A 12,128-nucleotide genomic window follows, 5' to 3' on the forward strand; every position below is an offset into this window, starting at 1 on the left:
CCGCCGGCCGCAGCTCCGGAAACAGCCGACATCAATCGCCCTTCAGCTTCGAGAGGCCGTCCTGGGTATAGGTGATGCCGCTATTGCCCTGGATCAGGATGATGTCGCCCCAGGCATCCTTGTAGCTCAGCTCCTTGAAGCCCTTGGTGTCCTTGAACTCCTTGGCGAGCGCCGAATTCAGGAAGTCGAAGCTGAGGAAGGCCTGCTTGATCTTGGCCTGCAGCTCGGGCTTGAGGTCATGCGCGAGACCGAAGGCCGTGCGCGGGAACGGGCTCGATTCATAGACGATGCGGATGTCGTCGCGCTTGAACATGCCGCGATCGGCCATGCGCTCGACCACGCTGGAGGCGACGGGCGCGGCATCATAGTCCTTGTTGACCACGCCCATGATCGAGTTGTCGTGCTTGCCGGAATAGAGGACCTCGTAGTCCTTGCCCGGCACGACGCCCTTCTCCTTGAACAGGATGCGCGGCGCGGTATCGCCCGAGTTCGAGGAGGGCGCGACATGGGCGACGCGCTTGCCCTTGAGATCGGCGATGCTCTTGATCGGCGAGTCCTTCGGCACGATCAGCTGGAGCGTATAGCCGATCGAATCGTCCTTCTTGGCCATCGCGACGATCGGCACGAAGCCGGCGAGGTTAACCGCGAAGGGCGTCGGGCCGCTGGCGACGCCGGCGATATGAAGGCGGCCGGAGCGCATCGCCTCGACCTGAGCGGCGTAAGACTCGGCGCCGAACCACTTGATCTTCTTGCCGGTGACCTTGCTGAGATGGGCGAGGAAATCGGCGAAGACGTTCTCGTAGACCGACGGGTCCTCCACCGGCGTATAGGAGAAGATCAGCGTGTCCGGGTCCTTCTGCTTCGCTGGATCGGTCGGGGTATCGGCCAGCAGGTCGCGATTGGCGTCGCAATAGCGGGCATCGAGCGTCCCGCGATTGGCGCAATCCTGCGCCTTCGCCGGGCCGGCGAGCCCGATCCCGAAAGCGAGCAGGCAAAGGGACGCGATCTTGGCGCTGAGCATGGCAACCTCCCTGGAAGCGGCGGCGCCCTGACAGCGCTCGTGTAAGATTTCTTCCATCCTGATCAAAAGCGATCACGGACGCAAGAGTGCCGGCTAAGAATTGAAGGCGAAAAGCCGCTTCAGGCCACGAGCCAGCGCGCGCCGCTGCGCTCCCAGCTCGCGCGCAGGCGCGAGCCAGGCTCGGCATCGACGACGATGAGGCTCAGCGCCTCTGCCGGCGCGACGCGGGCCGTGCCGATCTGCTCGAACTTGCTGTGGTCGGCCAGCGCCAGGCTCTGCCGGGCGCGGCCCATCGCAGCTTGCCGCACCGCGATCTTCTCGAGGTCGAAATCCATCGGCGCGCCGTCATCGTCGAAGCCGCCGAGGCCGATGATCGCATAGTCGAAGCGGAAGCCCATGATGCTGGCGATCGCGGCCTGCCCCACGAGCGAACCGTTGGCCCCGCGCGTCGTGCCGCCGGTCACGACCACGTCGAAGACGCCGTGATTGCAGAAGATCTGGGCGACGGAGACGCTCGCAGTCACCACCCGCAGGCCGGGCTTGTTGATCAGCGCCCGCGCCGCAGCCTCGACCGTGGTTCCGACATCGAGGAAGATCGAGGCGCCGGGCGGCACGATCCGCGCCACCGCGGCGCCGATCCGCTCCTTGCCGCGCGGCGAGACGGTGAGCTTCTGGGCATAGGCCGAGCGGATGCCGCCGGAGGCAAGCCCGGCCCCGCCATGGAAGCGCTGCAAGAAATTGCCCGCCTGCAACCGGATGATCTCGCGCCTGACCGTCTGCGCCGATACGCCAAAGCGCTCGGCCAGGGTCTCGATCGTGGTGAAGCCGAGCTCCTGCACGAGGTCGAGAATCTGCCGCTGGCGCGGCGTCAGGGTCTCGGTATCGGGAGCGGAAGGGCTCATCGCATGTCCGTGCCAGACGTGCCGGGGGCGGGAAGCCCGCCCGGCCACGCGCGTATGATAGCGGCCCGCTGCGAAATGCAAGCGGCGGAGCGAAGCGTTCAGCCGCCGCTCATCCACAGCGCATGAACCGATTGCACGATGGCGAAGCCGCTGACCGCGAGCAGGATCACGATCGCGACGATGCGATAATGGCGCTGCAGGGCAGAGCGGAACAAGCGCGTCCCGATCACCTGCCCGACGAAGAGCGCGGGGATGGTCACGGCCGCCAGCAGAGCCGTCGAGGCTCCCATCAGTCCGGATGCCCCCGCGAAACCGATCGCGACGGTGTCGGAGAGCAGGAAATACAGCACGATCGAGGCGCGCCCGACATGCATCGCCGTCTGGGCGTTGAGATAGAACAGCACGACAGGCGGACCGCTCATCGCGGCGGCGCCATTGAGCAGGCCGGAGAGAATGCCGACGCCGAAGGTCGCAGGCGCGCCCGGCTCGCGGCTTGCTTTCAACCCGGCGGCGAGGGCGCAGGTCGTCGCGAGCACCACGAGCGCGATGACGAGGCGCATCACATCGGCCGGGAGCGCCGCGAGGCCATAGAGCCCGATCGGCGTCGCCAGCAGCGCGCCGGCGACGAGCAGCAGGACCGAGCGCAGATGCGCCGAGCGCCACAAGCCCGGCAGCAATTGCAGGCTGCCGACGACTTCGAGCAACAGCACCATCGGCACGGCCGTGACGGGGTCGGCGATCACGGCGAGCAGCGGCACGGCCACCAGCGCGAAACCGAAGCCAGTATAGCCGCGCATGATCGCCGTCAGGAAGACGACGAGGATGCAGGCGCAAACCTGCCCCGTGCTGAACGGCTGCAACAACGCGGCAATCGTCATGAAGCCCCCGTCGAATCGGCCGCTGCCGCATTGGCGTGGCCGAATCCTCTGCCCGCGACGGGCGAGGCTGTATAGCAGGCTGTCAGAGAACCGGTGCCGCCTGCTTGCCGAGCTCTTCGGCCGGCGGAATCCGGCCGCCCTCGAACCAATAGGACGCGGCCGCGCGCGACATCGCCGCCCCGTCATGGCCGATGCCGCCGACCGTGATCAATTGCCAGTTGCAGGGCACGCCGAGGCGCGCCGCCTCGGCCCGGCCGAATTCCAGCATGTTATGGGCGCGGCCGTAGCGATGCGGCCCCTGCGCCAGGGCTTCCGGCTGCGACGGCAGGTTCGGGTCGTCGGTGACGATGTCGCGGTCCCCCGCGAACAGGATCATCGGATAGGCGAGCCAGCGCACGAGCGCTGCCTTGTCGAGCCCGAGCCCGCCGAGCCCTTCCGGGAAATTCCGCTCCGGCGTCGGCAGGGTGTACCAGCCGGGATTGGACGCCATCGCCGCTTCGAACAGCGCGCCGCCCTCCGTCGCCAGCATGCGATGCACGAACTGGCCACCAGCCGAATGGCCGAAGATGCGGATGACCGGCTTGTCGATGACGCCGGCAGCGCGCAGCGCGTCGAGCACGCGGCCGGGCACGGCGTAGAGCCATTCGGCGCGCGGCGCCACGGCGCCATCCGTCGTGATCACCAAGCCATTATTATAGCCCTCGGCCTTCGGGAAAGGCTCGTTCGGGAAGGTCGGCGCGACGATCAGCAGGTTGTGCTTCTCGGCCGCGTCGATCCAGAAATCGCGATAATCGTCGCCATTGCGCAACATGCCATGCTGCACGACGATGACCGGATCATTCGGCTGATGCCGTGCCGGGCGGTAGAAATTGACCTCCAGAGGCTTGTCCGGATGGCTCGCATCGATGAAGGGCAGCGCGCTGCGCCCGACCGGCGGGTTGAGGGTCTTGGGTGTCATGCGGCCTCCGGAGCCTTGTGCAGATGGCAGGCGGCGCTGCGGCCGGGCGCGACCTCGGTGAGGACCGGCCGGACCTCGCGGCAGACCGGCATCGCCTGCTCGCAGCGCGGATGGAACGGGCAGCCGGGCGGCGGCGCCAATGGGGAGGGCAACTCGCCCTTGAGCGGCTGGAAGGCGCGCTTGCGCCGCGCCGCCGAGGGAATGGCGGCGATCAGTGCCGCGCTATAGGGATGCGCCGGCTCGGCAAAGATCTCCGCAGCCGTGCCGACCTCGACGATACGGCCGAGATACATGATTGCGACGCGGTCGCTGATATGCCGGACGAGGCCGAGATCATGGCTGACGAAGAGATAGGTCAGGCCGTGGCGCTCCCGCACATCCATGAACAGGTTGATGACCTGTGCCTGGATCGAGACGTCGAGCGCCGAGACCGGCTCGTCGCAGACCAGAAAATCCGGCTTCACCGCAAGCGCCCGCGCGATGCCGATGCGCTGGCGCTGCCCGCCCGAGAACTGGTGCGGATAGCGCTCGCGATAGGCGAGATCGAGCCCGACCTCGCTCAGCGCCTGGTCGACCGCCCCATCGATCTCCGCCTTCGGCAACAGCTTGTGGACGCTCAAGGCCTCGCCGACGATGCGGCTGACCTTCATGCGCGGATCGAGCGAGGCATAGGGGTCCTGGAAAATCATCTGGACCTTGAGCAGGAAATCGAGACGCTCCTTGCCCTTCAGGCCCGCCACAGGCTGCTGTTCGTAGACCACCTCGCCGGTCGTCGGCTTCAGGATGCCGGTAACGACGCGCGCCAGCGTGGACTTGCCGCAGCCGGATTCGCCGACGAGGCCGAGCACCTCGCCGCGCTTGACGCTGAGATCGATGCCGTCGACGGCGCGCAACACCGGCGGCGCCTTGCCACGTCCGGTCGCCATCAGGATGCGTTCAGCCAGCGTCGGCTTGCGGCGGAAATGCTTGGTGATGCCCTTGAGCTCGATGATCGGGGCGCCGGTCTGGGCATTCATGCCGCTTCTCCCACCGGCACCGGATTGTGGCAGCGGAAGCGATGCGCGCCCTCGCCTGTCGCTTCGGGATCGCGCTCCGCGCAGACCGGCTGGACGCGCGGGCAGCGCGGGCGGAACGGGCAGCCGCTTGGGCGCGCATCGATGCGCGGCGCCACGCCGTCGATCTGGTTCAGGCGTGCGCCGGGCGCGACATTGGCGGCCGAGGAGTTGAGCAGGCCGAGCGTATAGGGATGGCGCGGAGCGTCGAGCACCGCGTCGACAGGCCCGATCTCGACGACGCGGCCGGCATACATCACCGCCACCCGGTCGGCGAGTTCGGCCACCACGGCGAGATCATGCGTGATCCAGAGCACGGCCGTCCCGGTCTCGCGGGCGAGCTTCTGCACCTCGAACAGGATCTGGCTCTGGATGGTGACGTCGAGCGCCGTCGTCGGCTCGTCGGCGATGATCAGGTCGGGCGCGTTGAGCAGCGCCGTCGCGATTGCGACGCGCTGGCGCATGCCGCCGGAGAACTCGTGCGGGAACTGCTTCAACCGCGCTTCCGGCGAGGAGATGCCGACGCGAGCCAGCGCCTTGGCCGCTTCACTGAGCGCCTCATCGCGGCTGCAATCGCGATGCTCCAGGATCGCCTCGCTCATCTGCTCGCCGATGCTGAGCACCGGGTTCAGCGTCATCAACGGGTCCTGGAAGATCATGGCGATGCGGTCGCCGCGCAGATCGCGCAGGCGCTCCTCGCTGGCAGCACGCAGATCCTCGCCGCCGAAGCTGATCGTGCCGGCGACGATCTCACCTGGCGGATCGATCAGGCGCACCAGCGAGAAGCCGGTCACCGACTTGCCGGAGCCGGATTCGCCGACGAGCCCCAAAACCTCGCCGCGCGAGACGCTGAGATCGACGCCGTCGACGGCAGGCCAGGCGCCATCGACGGCGTGGAAAACGGTTCGGAGGCCGCGGACCTCGAGCAAGGGATCGGTCGTGAGATCGGTCATGAGCGCACGTTGAAGCTGCGGCGCAGCCGGTCGCCGACGAGGTTGAGCGAGCCGATCAGCAGCACCAGCGCAATGCCGGGGAAGACCGCGATCCAGTATTCGCCGGAGAGCAGGAACTCGAAGCCATTGGCGATCAGCAGGCCGAGCGAGGGCTGCGTCACCGGCACGCCGACACCGAGGAAGGACAGCGTCGCCTCCAGCGTGATCGCGCCGGCAATGCTGATCGAGGCGACGACCAGCACCGAGCCGACCGAGTTCGGCAAGAGATGCGCGATCATGATGTGCCGGGTCGGCAGGCCGAAATTCAGCGCCGCCTCGATATATTCCTTGCGCCGTTCGACCAGCGCGGAAGCGCGCATCAACCGGGCGTACTGCGCCCATTGCACGAGGATGATGGCGAGGATGACCTTGTCGACCCCGCGCCCGATCGAGGCGAGCAGCACGAGCGCGATCAGGATCGAGGGGAAGCCGAGCATGAAGTCGACGACGCGCATGATCACAGCGTCGACCACCCCGCCGAACTGCGCGGCGACAAGCCCGGCCGAGATGCCGATGAAGAGCGCGCCCAGCGTCGCGGTGAGCCCGACCATCAGGCTGGTGCGCAGGCCGTAGAGGATGGCGCTCAGCATGTCGCGCCCTTGCGAATCCGTGCCGAGCCAATAGGTCATGCCGTTCATGCCGGCCTCGCCCGGCGGCAGGCGGTTATCCATCACGCTGAGCGAAGCGAGATCATGCGGATTCTGCGGCGCGATGACCGGCGCGAGCAGGGCCAGCGCGACCATGATGCCGAGCAGAATCGCGGCGCCGCGCGTCGTCGGCCGGTTGCGGATGCGCCGCAGCACCTTTTCGCGGAGCGGCGTGTCGGCATAATCAGGGACGGCCGGAGCCTTGGCCTCGGCGCTCATGCCATCTCTCCCGTCAGCTTCACGCGCGGGTCGAGCGCGGCATAGAGGATGTCGACGAGGAAGTTCACGGTGACGAAGAGCAGCGTCGCCAGCAGGACATAGGCGACGACCACCGGCCGATCGAGCTGGTAGACCGAGTCGATCAAAAGCTTGCCCATGCCCGGCCAGGCGAAGACCGTTTCGGTAATCGTCGAGAAGGCGACGAGGCTGCCGAACTCGATGCCGATTACGGTGACGACCGGGATCAGGATGTTGCGCAGTACATGGCGGCCGACGACGCGGCGCGGCCTGACGCCCTTGGCGCGGGCATATTTGACGTAATCCTGCGTCATCGCCTCGGTCGTGCCGGCGGCGACAAGGCGGATCATCAGCGCGATCTGGGGTATGGCGAGGTTGATTGCCGGCAGCGCGAGATGGGTGAGCCCGTCCCGGGTCAGAAGGCTGGTCTGGATGCCCAGGACGGAGACCGTCTCGCCGCGCCCAGCCGTCGGCAGCCAGCCCAGCACCACCGCGAAGAGCAGGATCAGCATCATGCCCTTCCAGAAGCTCGGCAGCGAGAAGCCCAGCACCGTACCGCCCATGATGATGCGCGAAGGCCGGCTGTCCGGGTCGAGCCCGGCATAGAGGCCGACCGGAACGCCGGTGACGATGGCGAGCGTCATCGACAGCAGCACGAGTTCGAAGGTCGCCGGCAGACGGCCGAGGATCAGCTCGATCGCCGGCACGCCATGCACGAAGGAGCGGCCGAGATCGCCTTTCAGCGCATTGCCCATGAAGACGAAATATTGCTGCCAGACCGGCAGGTCGAGACCCAGCCGCCGGACCAGCGCCTCGCGTTCGGCCGCACTGGCCGAGGGCGAGACGAGCAATTCGACGGGATCGCCGATGCCGTAGACGGCGAAGAACACCACGACCGAAACCGCGAGCAGCACGAGCACGCTCTGGATCAATCGCTGCAGGACATAGGCGGTCATGACGCTCGACCGGCTCCACTGAATGGTTCACGGGCCGCCCTTGGCAGGCGGCCCGGCTTGTCGATGGGTTGTCGGCCGGCGGCTTACTTGGCTTTCGGCTTGACCGACATCGCCAGCATGTACTGGTCGGCGCGGCCCTTGACGTCGAGCTCGGACTTGAAGGCCCAGATGCCGCTCTCGAAGTGCAGCGGGATGAAGGCGTAGTCCTCGACGACGATCTTGCCGGCCTCCTGCAGGAGCTGCGAGCGCTTGTTGTCGTCGAGCGTCGAGATCGCCTCGCGGATCAGCTTGTCGAACTGGTCGTTCTTGTAGCCGCCATAGTTCGATCCGCCGATCGTCTTGGCCTCGTTCGGGGTCGGCGGCCACTGGCGCAGGAAGGAGGCCGCCTCGCCGGTGCCGGAGCCCCAGCCGCCGATCGCGACGGAGAATTCCTTCTTGGCGCGGCGCGGGAAATAGATCGCGCGGGTCATCGCGTCGACCTCGGTCTTGATGCCGATCTGGGTCAGGTACTGCGCGACGGCCTGGGTGATCTGGCTGTCGTTGATGTAGCGGTCGTTGGTGGTCGAGAGCGTGAGCTGGAAGCCCTTGGCATAGCCGGCCTCGGCGAGCAGCTTCTTCGCCTGCGCCGGGTCATAGGCCAGCTTCGGCGGGTTCGGCCGCGTGCCGGACATGCCGGTCGGCAGGTACTGGTAGGCCGGCTCCGCCGCACCGTCCATGATGCGCTTGACGATGGCATCGCGGTCGATGGCGAGCGACATCGCCTTGCGGACGCGCAGGTCCTTCAGCGGATTCTTGCCGTCCTCGGACTTGACGAAGGGGCTCTGGTCGCGGGCGACGTCGAGCTGGAAATAGACCACGCGGGTCGAGGGCGTGATGACGTGGCCGAAGCGCTTGTCGCCCTTGATGCGGCCGAGATCGCGCGCCGCCGGGTTCTCGATCACGTCATAGTCGCCGGCAAGGAGACCCGCGAGACGCGGGCCGGCATTGGTCACCGGGAGCAGGCGCACGGTCGCCCAAGGCTCGGCCTTGCCCCAATAGGTCGGGTTGCGTTCGAGCTCGATCGCGGATCCCCGCACATAGGACTTGAGCTTGTAGGGGCCGGTGCCGATGGCGAGCGTGCCGTCGTTGAAGCCGGTCACCGTCGGCCAGGCACCGGTGACGCCGCAATTCTTGGCGATGTCGTAGCTGATCGGGCCGTGCTCGACGCTCGAGGCCGAGAGGATGCTGAGGCCCGAAAGCAGGTTGGGCAGCAGCGGCTCGGGCTCCTTCGTGTTGATCACCAGCGTCTGCGCGTCGGGCATTTCGACCGAGGCGAAATTGCCGGTGATATCGGCGAATGAATCCGAGACCTTGGTCTCGTTCTTCAGCGTGCGGCAGAAGGTGAAAACCACGTCCTCGGCGGTGAAGGGCTTGCCGTTGGTGAACTTCACGCCGTCGCGCAGCTTGAAGGTCCAGCGGTTCTTGCCGTCGTTCTGCCAGGAGGTCGCGAGGTTCGGATGCAGCTTCTGCTGTTCGTCCTGGCGCACCAGCGAATCGAAGATGTGCTGGGCCAGCGCATTGTTGGGAGAGAGGTCATGGTAGTGCGGATCGACCGCCGTCGGCTCCGACGACAACGCGATGCGCAGCGTCTGCGCCGAAACCGCCGTACCGGCGAGACAGGCGGCCGCGAAAGCCGCGAGGAAAAGGGGTTTACGCATGGTGTGGTCCGCTCCCGATTGAGAACCGCTTTTGACAGCTTTATTTTCGTCCAGTAGCAAACATGAAAATTTTCGAACGTCAATCGGGTAGCCGCGCATGTCACAGGGCCTGAAGCCGACGACGGATCTCTCGAACCGGATCGCCCGGATCTACCCCTCGCTGAGCAACGGCCACCGCCGTGCCGCGGACTTCGTCCTGCAGCATCCGCTCGACGTCGCGACCATGACGATCGAGGGGCTGGCCGAGGGCAGCGGCACCTCCAATGCGACCGTGACGCGCTTCGTCCGGGCGCTCGGCTATGGCGGCTATGGCGAGTTCCGCGGCGCGCTCTCGGCTGCTCTGAAATTCGCCCATGACCCGGTCGACAATTTCGCCGGCGCCCGCTCCGCCGCCGGCTCGATCTTCGCAACCTTCACCGCCGCGCTCGCCGACCAGAACGCCAATCTCCAGGCCGCCCGCGACGGGCTCGACGAGGCGTCCGTGACCAAGGCCGTCGAATTGCTGCTGAAGGCGCCGCGCGTCTTCATCGCCGCCTCGGGCGCGAGCCACCATGTCGCCTCCTTCCTGGAGGACGGGCTGGCGCTCTATCTCGATGCCGACGTGACCTTCGCCTCCTCGCGCACCGGGCCGGAGCGCGCCATCCGACACATGATGTCGGCACGCCCGGACGACCTCGTCGTCGCGATCGCGGTGCCGCGCTATTCACGCGCCACGCTCGATCTCGCGACCTTCGCCAAGAAGCGCGGCGCCGCGCTGCTGGCCCTGACCGACAGCCCGACCTCGCCGCTCGCTCCCGTCGCGGACGTCACCCTGTTCGCACCGGCCCGCAGCAGGCTGCTGCCGAATTCGCCGACCGCGGTCTTCGCATTGGTGGATGCGCTCATCGCCGCCATCGCGCGGGAGCGCCCGGACGCGGTCGAAGCCCTGAAGGAGCTGAGCGAAAATCTGCTCTGGACGTTCCACCAGTAGCGGACAGGAGGCTCAGGCGGCTCCGATGCGCGCTGCCGCGAAGCGCTCGCGCAGCCAGCGCGCTGCCGGGCCGCAGGGGCGCTGCTTGTGCCAGACCATTTCCAAGGCGACCGGCAGGTCGAAATTGTCGAACTGAAGATCAGGCGTGACGAGATCGGCCGTCACCGGCGAATTCTCGATGACGTAGCTGGAGACGAAGGCCCAGCCGATGCCCTGCTTGACCAGTTGCAGGATCACCCAATGGCTTTCGACCCACCAGACCTCGGCCGCGACGCGCAGGCGCTGCTTTTCCGGTCCGTCGCCACGCGCCGCGACGAGGATCTGGCGATGCCGCTTCAGTTCTTCCCAGTCGACGCGGGTGCCGGCGAGCGGATGGCCCTTGCCGCAGACGAGCTTGATCGGCACCCAGCCGACCGTCTGGAAGCCGAGCTCGGGCGGCAGCAACTCCTGGCGCCACATCACGCCGATATCGGCCTGGCCGGCCAGGACGAGCTGGCTGACATCCTCCATCAGCGGGAACAGCAGCTCCAGCTCGACATGCGGGAAATGCCGCGCGAAATCGGCGAAGAGCGCGCCCAGCAGATGCTCCGGATAAAGCTCGTCGATGGCGACGACGAGCCGCGTCTCGACATGGTTCTCGAAGCTGCTGGCGACGCCGATCAGGTGTTCGCGGCGGTCCAGGATGACCCTGGCCTCGCGCAACAGGCGCTCGCCTGCCGCCGTGAGCACGGGATTGCGACCGGCGCGACTGAACAATGCGACGCCCAGATCCTCTTCCAGATTGGCGACCTGCGTGCTCACTGCCGACTGCGCCTTGCGCAAAGCCCGTCCCGCTGCCGAGAAGGAACCCTGCTCGGCAGCCGCAACGAAGGCTTCGAGCTGCTCGAAGGAGACATTCATCTATCTGACAATCAGATATAACCTAACTTGAGAAAGCCAGATTTGACGATAGAAGGCAGCGCGTCAACGAGAACAACAGGTATTTCGGATGTCCATGCGTTCTTTCCCCGACCGGGTTCGCCATACGGTGCTGTTCGAGGTGCTCGGGCTTGCGCTGGTGATCCCCGGCGGCGCCATGCTCTTCAACCTGCCCGCGACGCATATGGGCGTGATCGGCGTCGGCTCGGCCACCGTCGCGACGCTCTGGAACTTCGTCTACAATCTCGGCTTCGACCACGCGATGCTTCGCTTCATCGGACACACCCGCAAGAGCCTGGCGTTGCGCGTGCTGCATGCGCTGCTGTTCGAAGGCGGCCTGCTTGTCCTGCTGCTGCCGCCGATGGCCTGGTATCTCGGCATGGGCCTGTGGCAGACCTTCGTGATGGATCTCGCCATCGTGGTTTTCTACGTGGTCTACGCCTTCCTCTTCAATCTGGCCTATGACCGGGTCTTCCCGATCCCCACGGTGCCGCAAATGGCCGCAGCCTGAGCCTCTTTGCCGCTCTGACCGGCGAAAGTCTCCGGTTTCCCCTCTGCGTGCCGGCAGCCTATGCCACGGCAGCCATGGACATTCGCCGGCGATCGTATTTTGATCGAAGCGGAACCACCGGGACGGCCTGCTCCGTCCCGGCCGGGATTGCGTGACGCGGCATCAGGCCGCGCCGGGGAGAAGCGATGACAGGTAAGATCTATGATGGCCCGGGCGCGGCGCTCGAAGGGCTGCTTTTCGATGGCATGACGATCATGTCCGGGGGCTTCGGCCTGTCGGGCAACCCCGAGAGCCTGATCCCGCAGATCCGCGATTCCGGCGTGAAGAACATCACCGTGATCTCGAACAATGCCGGCGCCGACGGCTTCGGCCTGTGGATGCTGCTGCAG

General features: G+C 66.6%; 13 protein-coding genes. 3 read left to right on the forward strand and 10 right to left on the reverse strand.

The window, feature by feature from the left end; translation table 11 throughout:
• Window positions 1-31: 31 nt before the first annotated feature.
• From phnD to ASE61_RS07510, 9 genes are all read right to left on the reverse strand, one after another.
• Entirely contained in the window at window positions 32-1,021 is a 990-nt protein-coding gene (gene phnD, locus ASE61_RS07470) for a phosphate/phosphite/phosphonate ABC transporter substrate-binding protein (protein WP_061966261.1), read from the reverse strand.
• 119 nt (window positions 1,022-1,140) lie between these two features.
• Entirely contained in the window at window positions 1,141-1,923 is a 783-nt protein-coding gene (locus ASE61_RS07475; RefSeq protein WP_061966285.1) for a DeoR/GlpR family DNA-binding transcription regulator, read from the reverse strand.
• Window positions 1,924-2,021: 98 nt separating this feature from the next.
• Window positions 2,022-2,801, reverse strand: a complete 780-nt coding sequence (locus ASE61_RS07480) for a sulfite exporter TauE/SafE family protein (RefSeq protein ID WP_061966262.1) — start codon at window positions 2,799-2,801, stop codon at window positions 2,022-2,024.
• Window positions 2,802-2,883: 82 nt separating this feature from the next.
• Entirely contained in the window at window positions 2,884-3,759 is an 876-nt protein-coding gene (locus ASE61_RS07485; RefSeq protein ID WP_061966263.1) for a hydrolase, read from the reverse strand.
• Window positions 3,756-4,775 (reverse strand): ABC transporter ATP-binding protein, encoded by a 1,020-nt coding sequence (locus ASE61_RS07490; RefSeq protein ID WP_061966264.1) that lies wholly within the window; start codon window positions 4,773-4,775, stop codon window positions 3,756-3,758. Before ASE61_RS07490 ends, ASE61_RS07485 begins: the two co-directional genes overlap by 4 nt.
• Complete coding sequence (locus ASE61_RS07495) at window positions 4,772-5,764, reverse strand: ABC transporter ATP-binding protein (RefSeq protein ID WP_061966265.1); 993 nt, start codon at window positions 5,762-5,764, stop codon at window positions 4,772-4,774. Before ASE61_RS07495 ends, ASE61_RS07490 begins: the two co-directional genes overlap by 4 nt.
• Window positions 5,761-6,669 carry an ABC transporter permease gene (locus tag ASE61_RS07500; RefSeq protein WP_061966266.1) on the reverse strand — a complete coding sequence of 303 codons (909 nt, stop codon included), beginning with the start codon at window positions 6,667-6,669 and terminating at the stop codon, window positions 5,761-5,763. The genes ASE61_RS07495 and ASE61_RS07500 overlap by 4 nt, the downstream gene beginning before the upstream one ends.
• Window positions 6,666-7,643, reverse strand: coding sequence for an ABC transporter permease (locus ASE61_RS07505; protein ID WP_061966267.1), 978 nt, complete (start codon window positions 7,641-7,643; stop codon window positions 6,666-6,668). The genes ASE61_RS07500 and ASE61_RS07505 overlap by 4 nt, the downstream gene beginning before the upstream one ends.
• 83 nt (window positions 7,644-7,726) lie before the next feature.
• Window positions 7,727-9,340: an ABC transporter substrate-binding protein gene (locus tag ASE61_RS07510; protein WP_061966268.1), complete on the reverse strand. Its 1,614-nt coding sequence runs from the start codon at window positions 9,338-9,340 to the stop codon at window positions 7,727-7,729.
• Between the two features lie 97 nt (window positions 9,341-9,437).
• Between ASE61_RS07510 and ASE61_RS07515 the strand changes: the two genes are divergently transcribed.
• The gene (locus ASE61_RS07515; protein WP_061966269.1) at window positions 9,438-10,310 is read left to right on the forward strand and encodes a MurR/RpiR family transcriptional regulator; all 873 of its coding nucleotides are present in this window, start codon (window positions 9,438-9,440) and stop codon (window positions 10,308-10,310) included.
• A gap of 12 nt (window positions 10,311-10,322) precedes the next feature.
• Here ASE61_RS07515 and ASE61_RS07520 read toward each other — a convergent pair whose 3' ends face one another.
• Window positions 10,323-11,210, reverse strand: a complete 888-nt coding sequence (locus ASE61_RS07520) for a LysR family transcriptional regulator (protein ID WP_061966270.1) — start codon at window positions 11,208-11,210, stop codon at window positions 10,323-10,325.
• Window positions 11,211-11,304: 94 nt separating this feature from the next.
• Between ASE61_RS07520 and ASE61_RS07525 the strand changes: the two genes are divergently transcribed.
• Both ASE61_RS07525 and ASE61_RS07530 read left to right on the forward strand, forming a co-directional pair.
• Window positions 11,305-11,739, forward strand: coding sequence for a PACE efflux transporter (locus ASE61_RS07525; RefSeq protein WP_061966286.1), 435 nt, complete (start codon window positions 11,305-11,307; stop codon window positions 11,737-11,739).
• Between the two features lie 185 nt (window positions 11,740-11,924).
• Window positions 11,925-12,128 (forward strand): CoA-transferase (locus ASE61_RS07530; RefSeq protein WP_320409857.1); only part of this gene is annotated, 204 nt, incomplete at its 3' end.

This window comes from Allobosea sp. Root670 (assembly GCF_001429415.1).
Classification (GTDB): Bacteria; Pseudomonadota; Alphaproteobacteria; order Rhizobiales; family Beijerinckiaceae; genus Allobosea; species Allobosea robiniae.